This is a genomic window from Aequorivita echinoideorum (genome assembly GCF_018476645.1).
GTDB lineage: Bacteria > Bacteroidota > Bacteroidia > Flavobacteriales > Flavobacteriaceae > Aequorivita > Aequorivita echinoideorum.
In genome coordinates, this window is record NZ_JAHCTB010000003.1 from 150,618 (window position 1) to 166,596 (window position 15,979).

The 15,979-nt window shown below is 33.0% G+C and carries 14 protein-coding genes; 2 read left to right on the forward strand and 12 right to left on the reverse strand.

Going from position 1 to position 15,979, the window contains the following annotated elements:
• Positions 1-3 precede the first annotated feature (3 nt).
• Complete coding sequence (locus KIV10_RS07515; RefSeq protein ID WP_214112899.1) at positions 4-342, forward strand: helix-turn-helix domain-containing protein; 339 nt, start codon at positions 4-6, stop codon at positions 340-342.
• Between the two features lie 5 nt (positions 343-347).
• Here the strand turns inward: KIV10_RS07515 and KIV10_RS07520 are convergent, their stop codons facing one another.
• Together KIV10_RS07520 and KIV10_RS07525 are read right to left on the reverse strand one after the other, a co-directional pair.
• Positions 348-641, reverse strand: a complete 294-nt coding sequence (locus KIV10_RS07520) for a helix-turn-helix domain-containing protein (protein ID WP_214112900.1) — start codon at positions 639-641, stop codon at positions 348-350.
• 548 nt (positions 642-1,189) lie between these two features.
• Entirely contained in the window at positions 1,190-1,612 is a 423-nt protein-coding gene (locus tag KIV10_RS07525) for a hypothetical protein (protein ID WP_214112901.1), read from the reverse strand.
• A gap of 473 nt (positions 1,613-2,085) precedes the next feature.
• On the opposite strand from KIV10_RS07525, the gene KIV10_RS07530 reads away from it, so the two are divergent.
• Positions 2,086-2,253 (forward strand): hypothetical protein, encoded by a 168-nt coding sequence (locus KIV10_RS07530; protein ID WP_214112902.1) that lies wholly within the window; start codon positions 2,086-2,088, stop codon positions 2,251-2,253.
• A 228-nt stretch (positions 2,254-2,481) separates the two neighbouring features.
• Here the strand turns inward: KIV10_RS07530 and KIV10_RS07535 are convergent, their stop codons facing one another.
• The 10 genes from KIV10_RS07535 to KIV10_RS07580 form a co-directional block, all read right to left on the reverse strand.
• On the reverse strand, positions 2,482-3,369 hold the full coding sequence (locus KIV10_RS07535) for a hypothetical protein (protein ID WP_214112903.1): 888 nt from the start codon (positions 3,367-3,369) through the stop codon (positions 2,482-2,484).
• Complete coding sequence (locus KIV10_RS07540; protein ID WP_214112904.1) at positions 3,369-4,208, reverse strand: HipA family kinase; 840 nt, start codon at positions 4,206-4,208, stop codon at positions 3,369-3,371. Before KIV10_RS07540 ends, KIV10_RS07535 begins: the two co-directional genes overlap by 1 nt.
• A gap of 101 nt (positions 4,209-4,309) precedes the next feature.
• Positions 4,310-5,938 carry a type I restriction-modification system subunit M gene (locus KIV10_RS07545; protein WP_214112905.1) on the reverse strand — a complete coding sequence of 543 codons (1,629 nt, stop codon included), beginning with the start codon at positions 5,936-5,938 and terminating at the stop codon, positions 4,310-4,312.
• A gap of 1 nt (position 5,939) precedes the next feature.
• A complete protein-coding gene (locus tag KIV10_RS07550) occupies positions 5,940-7,094 on the reverse strand; it encodes an AAA family ATPase (RefSeq protein ID WP_214112906.1) in 1,155 nt (384 codons plus the stop codon).
• Positions 7,091-8,356: a restriction endonuclease subunit S gene (locus KIV10_RS07555; RefSeq protein ID WP_214112907.1), complete on the reverse strand. Its 1,266-nt coding sequence runs from the start codon at positions 8,354-8,356 to the stop codon at positions 7,091-7,093. The genes KIV10_RS07550 and KIV10_RS07555 overlap by 4 nt, the downstream gene beginning before the upstream one ends.
• Positions 8,349-11,339, reverse strand: coding sequence for a type I restriction endonuclease subunit R (locus KIV10_RS07560; RefSeq protein WP_214112908.1), 2,991 nt, complete (start codon positions 11,337-11,339; stop codon positions 8,349-8,351). Before KIV10_RS07560 ends, KIV10_RS07555 begins: the two co-directional genes overlap by 8 nt.
• A 153-nt stretch (positions 11,340-11,492) precedes the next feature.
• On the reverse strand, positions 11,493-13,733 hold the full coding sequence (locus tag KIV10_RS07565) for a DUF3987 domain-containing protein (protein ID WP_214112909.1): 2,241 nt from the start codon (positions 13,731-13,733) through the stop codon (positions 11,493-11,495).
• A gap of 25 nt (positions 13,734-13,758) precedes the next feature.
• Positions 13,759-14,043, reverse strand: coding sequence for a helix-turn-helix domain-containing protein (locus KIV10_RS07570; protein ID WP_214112910.1), 285 nt, complete (start codon positions 14,041-14,043; stop codon positions 13,759-13,761).
• Positions 14,043-14,345: a helix-turn-helix domain-containing protein gene (locus KIV10_RS07575; protein WP_214112911.1), complete on the reverse strand. Its 303-nt coding sequence runs from the start codon at positions 14,343-14,345 to the stop codon at positions 14,043-14,045. Before KIV10_RS07575 ends, KIV10_RS07570 begins: the two co-directional genes overlap by 1 nt.
• Before the next feature lie 234 nt (positions 14,346-14,579).
• Positions 14,580-15,944 (reverse strand): hypothetical protein, encoded by a 1,365-nt coding sequence (locus tag KIV10_RS07580; protein WP_214112912.1) that lies wholly within the window; start codon positions 15,942-15,944, stop codon positions 14,580-14,582.
• Positions 15,945-15,979 lie beyond the last annotated feature (35 nt).

Sequence of the window (15,979 nt, forward strand, 5' to 3'; positions counted from 1 at the left end):
ACTATGGAAAATCCTTTTGTAATACTGAATGAAAGACTTCAGCGGATTGAAAATCTTTTAGAGAAAGTCGTCAATACCGGAAGGGTATCGGATATTATTGAAATTACCCCAAAAGTTATGACTACGCATACTGTTGCTGCCTATTTAGATCTTTCCATATCCTGTATCTACAAATTAACAAGCAGTCGTGAAATACCACATTCCAAAAGAGGTAAACGATTGTATTTCGATAAGGTTGAAATTGATAAATGGGTATTGGAAAATAAATGTTGGACCAATAAGGACCTCGGAAATTTGGCCGATGAATATTTAAGGAAGCATCCGAATAAATTTCTTCGATAGCGTATTTATCGATGCCGTACTTCGTTTTTTCTTAATAAATCGATTATCTCCTTTTTGTTGTAATATCGCCTGTTTCCCAATCCATAGCTTTTGAGTTTGCCTTTGTTGGTCCAATTCCAAAGGGTGGATGGGTCAACTTTTAGATATTCGGCTGTTTCTGTTCTTGTTAGAAAGATATCATTTTCGTTTGAAGCTAAGTCTTCAATATAATTCTTGATTTTTTCGAGTAATTTGTCAGCTACTTTATCGGCTAATTCATCAACTGTTACTTCTGTAATTTCAATTGTTTTTGTTTTCATATTTTTTCTTTGAAGTTACTTTAAAGATAATTTTTCGAAAAATGATTAAAAAAAGAGCCCCCTAAAAAGGGAGCTCTGTGAGGCAGCACTCTAACCAAAAGATGCGCACCGTATACTCTTTGAAGCCTACGTAATGCACACCAATGAAGAACGGACTGCCCGAGGTGCGTATGCCCGCCAGCAACCACCGGCTGCCTAAACGGACTCTAAATAAAAACTTGAACATAATGCCTTATGCCACAGGATCGGTGCGATTGATGCAAGGGCTGTAAAAAAAAATACTACCCGTGTTTTATTTTCAAAATGAACAGGCACAGACTAAATTTTAATAAGAGTGAAAATGCTAATGCAAGCAAAAAGCGAGGGTGGAGATTTTTTTTTAAAACAGGCGAAGCGAACCCTTGCAGCTCTCGCATCCGCACGCCTGTACCTTTGCTTTATGTTGGAGTTTTTTGCTTTTATCTAAATTGATGATTGGATAGACTTGATTTTAGGTGGTAGATATAACGCTTCAATAAAATTGAATGTGTTCAGCTGTTGAGAGACTATTAAATGCGCAGAAGACAATAAGCAGGTTTAAATAAAATGTTTACTTGTTCTTTTGATAAAGATGGAGAAATATAATAATTGTCTAAATTGTTATTTTGATACAATAAAAAAGATATTTTGTTTGCTGAATAAAGAATAACAATGTGGTCGTTTTCAAACTGCAACATAAATCCATCTTTTGGTTTTACTTTGAAGGCATCTAGTGAATATTTATACAATACATAATATGAATCAATTGTATTTTTAAATTCAAAACCTACTCTTTTATTGTTAGAATTAATTGCCTTGAAAGATAACGAAATTGAATCCTTATTTGTTTCTAAACAGACAGGCTGTTCCGCTGAATAAGCACATTGTTTATTCTGGCTAAATAGCACAGCATTGTAGATTATTAAAAATGTAAATAAAAATAATCGTATCATAGACTACTAAAATACAGAATTTTAGAATTAAAAATCAGAATTATATTTTTTGTGTGACGTATTTAGCAGGTAATCTAAAAGGCGCGAGCCGCCTGCGAGCGGAGCAAGGGTGGTGGCTGCAGAAGCCCGAGGGAGGAGGGCGGCAGACGCCTACCGTTTACGGCAGGGCTGGCGCGATTTTTTGCTTCGGCGTTGGGAAAGGCAAGGGTAGCGATTGAACGTAGCGAAACGATGCCGGAGGCCGTAATGGAGCAATACTCGAGCGCTATAAGTATTCTGGTATTAAAGTTTGCTTATAGTATTCAATATGATTTTAAGGTGTTAAAATTGTATTGCGTAATGGAGGTACGTAGGCTCGTGTAGTGAAGAGAATGAGCTACTCTTGCGCGCGTTGCCGAAAGTGGCTGAGTTGAGGGAATGAGGCACGAATGAGGGAAACGAAGCGACTGTAGGTAAATGGGATTGCAAAAATCGTGACAGCCCGATTAGCCCGAAGCGACCCGCAGGCTCGCACAATTAACAAGTGGCGGCAGACCCCCAATAAAAAAGTGGTGAGCGATAGCGAACACCTTATTAGGGTTTGGGGGTATGGAGTAGCCACGGGTGAGGAAGGAGAGCAGTGTGTGAAGCAAAACAAATAAATAGTGCCAGCGAGGACGTGTCGCCGCAGCGGTACTATTTATGGTATATGCAAGCCTTAGTGGTTCCGAATGCATAATTGGAAAGATTGCTTCACTGCGTTCGCAATGGTTGACGGAAGAACGAAGTGGCTTGCAGATATGTTTTTGCGGAACAAAACGGAACGACTGACGAACACCGCTTTACCTGCCCTTTCATCTTAATATTATTCTGGAATTTATTCTAAAGGATCAATTCATACTTTCAATAAAATCCGAGAATTTAGTAATAGATTCAGAATTTTTTATTTTAGAAGTTACGGTCGGTAAATAATTCGTATCGATTATTGAGTATGGATAATCCCCTTCCTTTTGCTCCATTAAAATTTCATACAACTTATGGTACGATGATTTAGAACCTTTATAGGGGTCGATTACAAGATAATGATTAGCGTTATCTTCATCTAAAGAATATTCTTTACTAAATAAATCAAGACGGTAATTCAAACTCTCTAAATCTGAAATTTCACGTCTAATTATATCTATTGGTTTTTCTGAATTTAAATCTATTGACTTGACAGAGTAAACACTTCCATTAACACCAATACCATCTAAAGTATAATCGAAAAAAAGGTTCGGTATCTGTTCTTTTTTTACTTTGTAATTTAAATCAATTACATCTTTTAATGGGTCAAAAAATACCTTTTTTATAGTTCTATTGAAAGCCTTATCTACTATCTGCTTTTTTTGTGGTTTAAGATTAAGTTCTATATATTTTTTGAAAAAATCATTGAAGCTAGATGAATTTATAGACATATGTAAAACAGAAGGATTATCAAATTGGATAAAACCATTGTTATAGATTGACAACCTATTTAAATACTCTAAATTAACAGAAACATCCTTAGAAAATAAGGAAACTTCCTCTTTCAATTGAAAATCAATAAAATCTGAAATTTTCTTAATAGTATAATCTAATAATTTACTATTCGAGTTATTGATTTTATGGGATAAAGCTATTTTTTCTTTTGAGAATTTATAATAAACTTCATTACCAGAAATTAAAATCATACCAATAGCGAGGTTTTCCTTACTTAGAGGATTGTTAACAAAGCGGATTATACTGTAGTATGATTTCATCATTTATAATTGAAGTACATTCTTGATACTTCTTTATTTCTTTCTTGATTTGATAAAATTTCTTTTATCTTTTTTTTGCCCTTTTTACTTAATCCAAATGAATTTGGAACTTGCTCAAACACAAAATCAATATTATCTAAAATATCATTAAAACTTTCAAATATAATATTGTGAAAGTTACTGATAATTTTTGAGTCGGCAAAGTTAAGAATACTTTTTGACATAGGTGTTTTTAGAATGCTTTTAGGATTAGGATTAGACATTAATGATAGACGTAAAGCTTTATATTGGCTTTGATAACCGTAAAGATATGTGTGGTCAATAGGCAAAAATTTAAATCTACCATTAGCAGTTTCATCTATCAAAATATTTGGATTACTTCCTCTTCTATCCATATTACCAATCCAATAATCAAAAACACCAATTTTTATAAAGTCCAAAGGATTTACATACTTATTATAATCAAACTTATTTTTAAGTGTTGTATTATACAATTCCACCTCTGTGGTTGTTAATTGATATAAAGAACCAAAAAATAACATATCTTCAAACTGAAAATTGTTATACCTGTTATCATACTTCTTATCGGTAATTTTAAAAGTTTCAAAAACTTCCTGTGGAATTTTAATAAGACAAGATTTTATGGTATTTACTTGCATTAATTCCAAAAAATAAACACCTAAAATTTCATTTATTAAATCTTCAAATGGTGGATGAGATTTGAAAATTGACTTGGCTATATACATTTCGCCATCATCACATAAAACAAGGAAAGGAACACTATTTGTGCCTTTTTGCTCTAATATTTGAATTGCTGTTATGTGTTTAAGTTCTTCCAAATAAAAATAATATCACCAAATAATTTGTTTGAATAATAATAGTAAAGTAAATAAAGTGTTTAAAAATGCTTATTAGTTTATAATCATTAATTTACACGCCTTTAAATACCATCCAAACCTAATTCTTTTAAATAAGAGTTATGTTCTTCTCTACTTGCTTTTATTCTTTTTTCAACATCTACTATTTTAGTATTAACCTCTTTTAAGTTGATAATTGGTTCTGGTTTTGCTGTACTAACGTATCTTGAAATATTAAGATTAAAATCGTTTTTCTCAATTTCTTCCATTGATACGCTACGAGCATATCTTTCTTCTATTTCTGGTCTGTTTTGGTACGTATCAACAATTCTCTTTATATCTTTTTTGCGTAAAAAGTTTTGACGTTTTTCTTTTGCAAAATTCTCATCGCCACTTGCATTAATAAACAACACATCATCTTCTTTTTTACATTTCTTCAACACTAAAATACATACAGGAATACCTGTTGAAAAGAACAAATTTGAAGGCAAACCAATTACTGTGTCGATATTACCATCTTTCAATAACTTTGTACGAATACGTTGTTCTGCACCACCTCTAAATAATACACCGTGTGGTAATATAATAGCCATCGTACCTTCATCGCTTAAAAAGTGAAAACCGTGTAATAAAAATGCAAAATCTGCTGCCGATTTAGGTGCTAAACCATAGTTTTTAAATCTAAAATCTTCCGCTGTGGTTTCACTTGGATTCCAACGTAAACTAAATGGTGGATTTGCTACAATAGCATCAAACTCTACTTTTTTAGCAGGGTTCATTTCATTTAAAATATCCCAATCATTTTTTAAGGTATCACCGTGAAATATTTCAAACTCAGAATCCTTAACACCGTGCAACAACATATTCATACGTGCTAAGTTGTAAGTGGTTATATTCTTTTCTTGACCATATATTCTACTTATTGTACCACCACCTTCTTGTTTTTCTATTTTATTCTTTACGTTTAATAGCAATGACCCAGAACCACAAGCAAAATCTAATACCTTATTGATTTTTTTCTTTTTACCTGCTTTTGGGTTTTGACTGTCTAAACTTACTATTTCAGAAAGTACGGTAGATAATTCTTGTGGGGTATAAAATTCTCCTGCCTTTTTACCTGAACCTGCTGCAAACTGACCAATTAAGTACTCGTAAGCATTACCTAAACTATCAGTATCTGTATCGAAACCTTCAATACCTTCTGCGATTTTTTGGATGATAGTACAAAGCTTTTTGTTTCTAGCTTCATAATTTTTACCCAACTTTTCTGAATCTAAATTGATTTCTGAGAATAGACCTTTAAAGGAATTATCAAACGATTCGTTTTCTATGTATTTAAACCCTTTTTGTAAGGTCAATAACAGTTCGCTATTCTGTGTTCTTGCTAATTCTGCAATGCTATTCCACAAATATGCTGGCTCAATAACGTAGTGTACTTTTCTACGCATTTGCTTTTCAAAGTCTGCAATAAACTCTGGATTGTCTTGATACCAAACCGATAACGGTGTACGACTATCTTCTTCATCTAATTTTGGATAATCAGACCCTAATTCTTTTTTAACTGATGTTTCGTAGTTGTCTGATAAATACCGTAAAAAGAGAAATGACAACATATAATCACGAAAATCATCCGCATTCATTGCTCCTCTTAAACTATCTGCTATATCCCAAAGTGTTTGACCTAATTTGTCCTGTTTTTGTTTTGCTGTCATTTTATGCGTGTAAAACGAATTTATATTTTTTCTGTATTGCTTCAAATATTTCTATTATCAGCTTTTTATTATCTGGTACTGGCTCTCTGAGTTCATATCTAAACACTGATTTATGAGCCATAATATTGACTATTTGAGCTTGCTTTTCTGCATCTGAAAACCCTATTTCCTTTAAAACGTGAGAAAAATTCCTAACACCTAGAAAAGAACTAATATTTTCCAATATTTGTCTTAACAAAGCAAAGTGATACACATATATTTCGTCTTTATCTTTAGCTTCTTTTATTACCCTTAATAATTCTAAATGATATAAAAAGACTTCCTTTCTTGGGCCGACTAATTGAATTGTACCGTTATTGTTTTTTAACTTGTAAATATCTACTTGCTCCTGATAACGTGATGCTTTTTCTCCTCTCGTTAACCAATCCGCCAACACAGAAAAGAAACCGATATGATGGGTTGTTATTATTATTTTTCTCTTTTTGAAATGCTTATCTATTAAATCCACAAGAGAAGATATTGTAACAAAAATGTTATGGTCGTCTAGACTTGAAACAGGATCGTCAATAAAAAAATGTGTCGATTGATTGTCTTCTCCAGTCCATCCATCAACTTCAAACAGAGCCAAAAAGAAACACCAAACGAATATTTGCTCTTCTCCTCTTGAAATTTTAATTGGTCTTTCCTCTTCCTCTTTCTTCTCTTCCTTTTTTTGCTCTACACCCTCAGGTTCTTCTAAAGGTTCTTCATCTTCTTTTTTATTATAAAACCTAATGTACTTGATACCATCATTTAATTCATCAAAGTACTCAAACCTATAATCAAATTTAGGCTGATATGATGCTAACTTATCTTGTAGGTTAATTTCATCTAGTAAAGGGTGGAATTGATTTAAACTGCTTTTGGCAAGTTTGAGTTTTATATCTGCACCATTATTTTCTTCATCATTATCCCAATTAAATAAATCTTCACTATAGGCATTATAATACACACCAGAATGACTACCACCATTATTAGTTTTAGTAACATCTTTATACGCAACAGATAGCCTTGTTTTACCAGTGCCATTAAATGCGTAAATAAGGTTTATATTTTTTTCTAGACCAACTAACTGATTTGCAATATCACTTATGTTTTTTTCAAACTTTTTACTCATACTGCAACATCATTTAGGTTAGGAAATAATTGTTGCAACAAGCCTTTTTTATGAGCCTGTAGTCTTCTTATTTTTTCTTGTTGTTCTTCTATTAATTTACTTGCGGAAGTAAGCGTATTTGCAATTTTATCTTGTTCTTTTGGGTTTGTAGGCTTTAAAATTGGACAATTCAACACATCATCTTTTCTTAAGTTTGTCTGCTTATTACCATCATCAAAGCGTAAAAAGTATTTATTTCTATTAAGTTGATAGAATAGAAAAACACTATTGATATTGGTTGATGTTATTTTACATATTCGCTGATTTACTGTATACGTATCGTTTTTATCCACGTAAAAACATTTCGACAATGCTTTACCATTTGGTATATCGCTTAGTACCATTAAAATATCCCCTATTTTGGTTTCTAAGTTTACAGAATCACTAAATTTCACAACTTCTCCTTCAGTTGAAATGAATTTAGAGTTGACTACTTTATATTTTCCTGTTTTAGAAATCTCTTTTTCGTGAGCTTTCCCATTTTCATAGTCGGCAACCGCATCTAAAGTGGTTTCTTTCCAATCACCATCATTTCTATACTCTGGAAAGCGATATTTAGGCTGTGTTTCTCCTTCTTGTGGGAATAATTGTTGTAATAAACCTTTTTTATGATCTTGTAATAGCTCTAATTTTTCGGTTTCTGTATTAATAACATCATCTAAAGAAGATAAACAATTGGCTATTTTTTGTTGTTCTTTTGGGTTAGTAGGAATTGCAAAAACAAATCTTTCAAATAAATTTCTCTTACTTATACGAACTCTACCTGCACCACTTGATAAACTCAATAGTTTAATTTGACTTTCATTTGTACAAAGTAAATTCATTAAAAAATAATTATTTATAAGAGAATTTTCTCTAATCCAGCAAACATCAACACTAGTTACATAATCGCCTTTATGCGGAAAAATACAATTGTTGATTTTATCAGAATCAACCATTCTATTAATTAGTAAATCACCCTTTAAAATTGGTGTACCTTTCAACTCATTAAATGTTTCCTTTGAAATAGTTTTTAACTCTTTTTCTTTGAAATTTCCAAAACCAATGCTAGAAAGTTGTACTATTTGGTATTCACCATCTGTATTTATATTTTTAGATAGAATCCAGTCTCCATCACCACTAGATAATTCCTCATAATCTCCTAGTTTTTTATAAACCCAAAAGCCATCATTCACAAACTCGGGAAAACGAAGCTCTGGTAATATTTGTTGTTCTTTATTCATAAGCGTTCAATCCTGCTATGTCTCGCCCTTGGGCTAATTTGTTTAATAATGGCACTAAGTCTTCCATCAGTGCTAATTCTTTAATTCTTCGGTCTTTCCACCCTAATTCTAATGGTGCTAATAAGTCGGTTAACTTTTCGCCATCAAAGAGCATACGGTTCATAATTTCGGCAATAAAGGCTTTTAGGCTATCGGTTGTAATACCGTGCTTTTCAGCAATGGTACGTAGTTCTTTTTCTGCTTTTTCGTCTTTGAATTTTTGATACCCTTGTCTTATGTCTTTTTCGGTTAAACCGTTCCCTACTTCTAACGTGTTAATGTATTCTATAATGTCGTCACGTTCTTCTATTAAGTTGGCACTAGAGCTTAATAGATTAATTAACTGATGACGTGTCATTTTTTGTTTAGATGGTTTGTCTTGCGTGTATTTAGCAATTAAACCAATGATATAATCGTAGTCAATGACCGCAGAAGAAAATAGTACGAACTCAAAATCTAATTGTTCAACTTCTGGTGGTATATTGTCACCGCCTTTGTCTTGTTGTGCTTTTAAACGTTTAGCCGTATCTAGATACACCGATTTAAAGGAACGTAAATCATCAATAGGCAATAATGCTTCTATAGCTTCTGTTTGTTGTTCTTCAAGGTCTGTATATTGGTCTAATTGTGTTTTTAAGCGTTGTACTTCTTTAAAGGTGTTGATAAACTCTGCACGTGCTTCATCACCACGTAAATTACTAACTTCTGAAGGTGTACAGTCTAAACCTTTTGATTGCATAAACTCGTTTAAGTTCTGTACTGCCTTTTCGTATTTTTCAATAACTTTTGGTGCTGCATCAACTAACCAGATTTCTTTAGGGTTGTCTACTTTTTCTCCAGAGAATAATATCATTGCCTTATCTACAGCTTCTTCTTGATGCCTAAAGTCTAAAATATTACCATAAGGTTTGGTATCATTGATTACACGATTGGTTCGTGAAAAGGCTTGTATTAAACCGTGATATTTTAAATTTTTATCTACATACAAGGTATTTAGGTATTTAGAATCGAAACCTGTTAAGAGCATATCTACCACTATCATAACATCAATTTTGTTCTGATGCGGGTAGTCTTTGTTAGAGTACTTTTGGTCTTTGATGCGCTGTTGCACATCTTGATAATATAAATCGAACTCTGTTATGGTATGATTTGTACCGTATTGTTTGTTATAATCTGTAATGATTTCAGTTAAGGCTTCTTTCTTTTTATTAGGTTCTACCTCATTATCTTTCTTTTCTTGCTCTAAATCTTCTTGTAACTGTTTAATATCTTTATTGCCCTCGGCAGGTGGTGAGAATACACAAGCAATGTTTAAAGGTTTATAGTCTTCATTTTCTGCAATTAATTGAGCCTGTAATTCTTTAAAAATAGTATAATATTGAATTGCATCGTTAATTGAAGCTGTAGCTAAAACACTATTGAATCTTCTATCGTTTGTAGCCTTATCGTGTTTATTGATTACTGCGTTAGCTACTGCTAATTTATGTATATCGCTACCAATATTTACAACGCCATCAGGTTTAAAATAATCGATATGAAAACGTAATACATTTTTATCTTCTATAGCGTGCGTGATGGTGTAAGAATGTAACTCTTGCTGAAACACATCTGTAGTTGTTTTATAAGATGCTTCGTTACCTTCAATAGTTTTATAAGTAGCGTTATCTTCAAAAATTGGTGTTCCTGTAAAGCCAAATAATTGTGCTTTTGGAAAGAACTCTTTTATTGCATCGTGATTGTCGCCAAATTGTGAGCGGTGACACTCATCAAATATAAAGACTACTCTTTTATCCCTTAACGGTGCTAATCTATCGTAATAGGTTTCTTTTTTTTCTTCTCTTTGCTGTACGTTACGCTTACTATTTTGATTGAGTGCTAAACCTAATTTCTGAATAGTAGTTACAATTACTTTATCGGCATAATCGGTTGATAACATACGACGTACCAAAGTTTCGGTATTCGTATTTTCTTCAACACTGCCTTCTTGGAACTTATTAAATTCTTCGCGTGTTTGTCTATCTAAATCTTTTCTATCAACTACAAATAAACATTTTTCGATATTTGGGTTTTCTTTTAAAAGTGTAGATGCTTTAAAGGATGTTAATGTTTTACCACTACCTGTAGTATGCCATATATAGCCATTTCCTCTATTTTGGTCTATACAATCTACAATTGCTTTAACCGCATAGATTTGATAAGGTCGCATTACTAGCATTTTTTGTTCACTAGCAACTAATACCATATAACGGCTTATCATTTGACCAAGGGTACACTTTGATAAAAACTTATCTGTAAAATCGTCTAAATGACTTATTTTTTTATTGTCTTCACTCGCTAATTCATAAACAGGTAAAAATTGTTCATCTGCATTAAAAGCAAAATGTTGATTGTTATTATTAGCAAAATAAAACGTTCTTGTTTTGTTGCTCACAATAAACAATTGCATAAAACACATTAATGAATTGGTGTAACCATTGCCAGGATCTGTTTTGTATTCAACTATTTGTTGCATTGCACGATTAGGACTAATCTGCAAGGTTTTTAATTCTATTTGAACAACAGGAACACCATTGATTAATAAAATAACATCGTAACGGTGGTTACTGTTATCTGTGTTTATTCTGAGTTGATTAATAACTTCAAAGTCATTTTTGCACCAATCTTTAATATTTACAAGCGTATAGTGTAATGGTGTACCATCTTCCCTTGAAAATGTGTTGGTATTTCTTAAATAGTTTGAAGCCTTGAAAACATCAGGGTTTACTATTTCTTCTCTAAGTTTTTTAAATTCGGAATCTGTTAAATTTACTCTATTTAACTTTTCAAACTTTTCTCTGAAGTTTTGTTCAAGAGCATCTTTTGTTCTAATATCAGAGCGATAAATATATTTTAAGTCTTTTAACCTATCGATTAGCTGGTTTTCGATTTGTTGTTCTTTGGTCATTGCTTTTGGCTGAAAATTTAAAAATGTTAAAAATATAAATATAAATTCACTTTATATTAAGATTTGCCGAAATTAGTCCATTGTCTTCGACTTATATATTTTTATTCCGTCTGGCGTAAACGCATTAATTTGCAAACTTTGCAAAGCTTGCAATTATTTCACTTTGATATAATACCCTGCTTTGGGTTTTGAAAGATAACCAGCACTTTCAAGCTTTGCAAGATGATAGTCAATAGTACGTTCCTTGATAGTGAGTTTGGCGCCAATTTTAATAGCGTGTTTTCTCTCAAATTCTTGAGGTAATTGTTTGTAAAAGTTCATCTTGGCGGAAGTTGGTTTGAATTGTATGCTCGTGCCCTGAGATGGTAAATTTTTATAAATAAGCAAGCTATGTTCAAGATAGATTTCTGCCAGTATGAGGGCGTTATTAAAATCTTCGTCTGTACACTCTAAATCCACGTCGTGCATTTGATATTCAAATTTACGCATTGCTGTAAATATCATACAGAAACGATAGACTATTAGGCCTAAGCGCTTGACGACACTTGTGGCGTCTTCGCTTACCAGATTGTGAATTCTGAATAAATATTCATCAAAAATAGGGTTGAATTTTTCCCATTGCTCGTCTGACAGGTGAATAGTTGTATTGGTATTATTTAAAAATCGTACCATTCTAAATACCTCATCTGAAAGTCCATTAAAGTGTTGCGTTAGATTTATTGGATTGGATTTTGGGGATGGGTCTAACCATACCGGATTTGATGCAAATACATAAAACATAAACCTACTGAACAAACCATCTTCCGCGGACTGCACAATGTTTAAAATTTGATTTGGAGTGCCGGACAAAACTACCGACAACCTTGGGTTGTCAATCTCGAAATATTCATTATTGGTTTTTCTTGAGATTGATATTTTTTCGTGGTGGTATGCTTTACGCAATAAATCGGAATAGGAGCCCCAATCATTTTTAAAGGTTTGTCCTAAGGTGTCGGCTTCTGTTTCGCAAATAATGCCAAAACCGTCATTGTCCTGTATGTGCTTGATGATTTTTGCATTACTTGTGTTGGCAGGAATAAAAACCACTTTAAAGGGCGGTTCTTCGGGTGCTTCCGGCGGTTGCTCTCCCTTTTTAAGATACTTCTTCTCGTGCTTATGCACTTCCATTTCCTGGCTATATTGTTTTGCAGCTTCTTTTGAATCGGACATAACAGCCTGGTGATATTTGTCAGCTAACATTTTTGCAAATGTTAGGGCCCCTTTTCCTGAAGCTGGAGGCGCTAATAAAAAAGAGAAGAGATTTGGATATACCACTTTGCCACCATATAATCCTGTTACATTGGGTAAGCATCCAGAAATTATGGATAAGGCACTGGTAAAAAAAACGTCTCGTTCCCGGCTATCTTTTAAAACTTCAGTTCCTTTTTTGAATAGTTCAGGTAAATTATTGTAAACCTCATCTGGAATTGTTGGCGTACCAGCCAATAATGATAAGCTGTCTAAACTTTGCTTTTTTTCTGTATTGGGAGATTCTTTAGTTGGTCCGGTTGCAAACTTTGCAAACTTTGCAAAGTCCTGAGAATTATTTTTGTAGGAACTGTGAACGGCACTTTTTATTTCCTTTTCATTTAAATCGAAATTATTGATACAGAACTCCAATGTGTCAGATTCCTGGACTCCAAACCTATTGGCATTTGAAGCAAAGAGGAAGATGAAGTTATTTCTATTTCCTTCAAAATACTGCATCTTCTGCTCTGTGAAAGCCAAACAGCGCTCTAATATTTCAAAGGTCGATAAAGAATTTTTCTGGGCGGTAGACACTTTATTTTCAGCAGCATCTTTTTCAATGTTTACCTGAAAAATGTCAGCATTTGGATTGATAAAGCATTCTTCATCATAGGACACAAAACATAAGCGACATATATCACTGCCGGAAGTATCTATAGTTAAATTTAGGGCCTGTTCATAATACTCGACCACCTGATTATAAGCTTCTTTATGATGGGCCGCAGTGGTGCTTACCTTAACCAATATCTTCACTCCTTTGCCTCTTGGACTGATAAATGAAGCGTACGTATATGGCGCCAAGCGCGCTAGATTTATTACTTTTTGAAGTTGATTTTCTGAAAGACCATCAATATCCAGCGTAATGATTTGACTGTATTTCTCAATTTTATCTGTCGCTCTACCATTGATAAATGTTCCGGAAGCGGTAAAGCCCAGGAGTTGTTTTTTGAGGTTGTCTACACCCTTTTCATCATCAGCGTTATAAAGGATTCTTATCTTTTCTATGTCGGCTTTATAAGTGCCTATTTTGATGTCATTGAGAATTTGGTCTAAAGGTTTATCCTCAACCTTTTGAGTGAATTTTTTGAATACTGAAATATTTGGCATCGCGTGTGATTTAGTGGTGGGTACATTATCTTTTGTTTATGGGTTTGTAATTGGCATCTAACAACTTCTTGATATCGCTCAACCGGTAATAAATTTTATTACCTATCTGAGAAAATGCAATTACTTTATTGTCTCTCCAATTCTGGGCTGTCTTATGGCTTATTTTGAACAGTTGTAATAAGTCTGCATTGTCGAGTAAAACAAGTTCTGGGTCTTTTGTTATGCTGTTTTCAAGCTTGTTTACAAGCGATTGGAAACGATTGTACAGCTTATTCCATTCTTGAATGGAAGTGTCTTGCAGTGGCTCCATTATCGCTTATTTTTTACATTATTGATTGCGATAAGTGCCTGGTCTATTTCCTCGGACTTATATCTGATAAGATTTCCTAATCGGTAAGGTTTGAGAATGCCTTTTTTATTCCAATCGGTAAGGGTTACTAATGATACCTTTAGGATTTTGGCTACTTCCTGACGGGTGAGATATTCAGGAGGTTTAATGGGTTGGAAATTTTGAGCTATGATTTTTAATTCGGCTCTTACGTCATTGATAATGTCTTCTTTTAATTCGGCAGGAGTTATACCGAATACTTGGGTGATTTTACTTTGTTCCATCGTGATACGTTTTTAGGGTTCGATGGGGTAAAAGTAGAATAGAAGTGTTTGGACAAACGTACCGGAAGGTACTCGAACGGTACTAGCTTACCTCTTTTTTGTTAGGTATATTGAAGTTTGCTTTATTGAAATTCCTTTGGGTATCTTGACACACTTGGATAATTTTTATCAAATTATAAAGTTCATTTTTGAAAAAATGAGGAAAAGATATTCTTTCAGAAATATTGTATAGAATTAACTAATTTCTTTTTTATGTGGAATTCTGAAGTTTTTTGACTCAAATTTTCTTAAGGTTTCTTGACCTTTTTCAGAATCCAAATTCAAATACTTGGATAATGTACTTTCCGTTGTCTCACATTCTATGGTTTGCATAACCAATCTTGCAAATTGGAGGTAATTAATTTCACCGTTTTTTCTTAATGGCGCTTCTATATATCCTAATTGGGCGAGATTTGACATAATAAACCCTAACTGGGATGGCTTTCCTATCCACTTTATTCTTTTGGAGCTATTAATATTTTCGTCTACCTCATCTATTTTCTCAAAAATCATTTCTCCCGGGATAAGTCTATCATAATGTTCTAGAAATGTATCTTCAGTAAATTTCATTATCCATCCTTCCTTTTTGAGTTTTTCAGTAAGGAATGCTATTTTTTTATTTTTAGAAAAATTTAGCTTGTTCTCGGATTCAATGAAGCTATGATAATGTACCGTTTCTTTATTATGCATTAGAACTCGCATTTCCTTAGGATTGTAAATATCCTGCAGCTCTTGCTTAATGAAATCGGCTTCACTGGCATCGATATGCTCTTTTATGAACTCAAGTAGTCTTTGCTCATAATGATTCTCATATACGCTAAATGCACAATCAAAAAAGAAATAGTTGTTTTGAACGGAAGCAATTTGAAGCTTCTGAATTGCAACAGTCACCATCCATTGAGCAAAACGAAAATCATTTTCAAAACCTTCCTCAAGCTCGGGGCTATAATTTCTTCCTTCTATATGAAAAACATTTAATTCTCGATCTAAATCTATTCTCTCGTTATTACTTTCAATGATGTTCTTAAACACCTCATCGAGTAAACCATTAATATTTTCAGTGTCCATCATTTCTTCTTTAGTAATTGGAATTTCTGTGTAAGAGATTTTATTTGATTTTAAAAAATAAATCAACTCTTTGGCGTAGTAAGCCAAGAAGTAGTACAAGAAACTTTCTTGAATTGCTCTAACCTCATCAAAATTATCGTGATATGTATCTAGGGATAAATTTTTATCAATAATATTATTTAGTTCTTGGTCATATTCAAATTCTCTTAATTGCTCTACGGTAACATTTAGTCTTTTTAAAAAATGAGATATTTTTTCAACACCGTAATCCTTAAGATAGTCCTGTTTCTCAATTTGAAGAATTTTCGATTCTAAGTAATAGTCAATTTTGGTGTTATCAAGCTCCAATATGTCTTTGAGTATTTGAGATTTAATTTCAGTTATACAGAGCTGCAGCATCTTCACGACACCCATAACGGAATGTTTTTTTAAAACATTACTGTCATCTAATAGTTCACAAAACTTTTCAAAACCATAATAATTTGCACTCATAGGATTCTAAAATAAGTGTTAAATCTATTAAACCT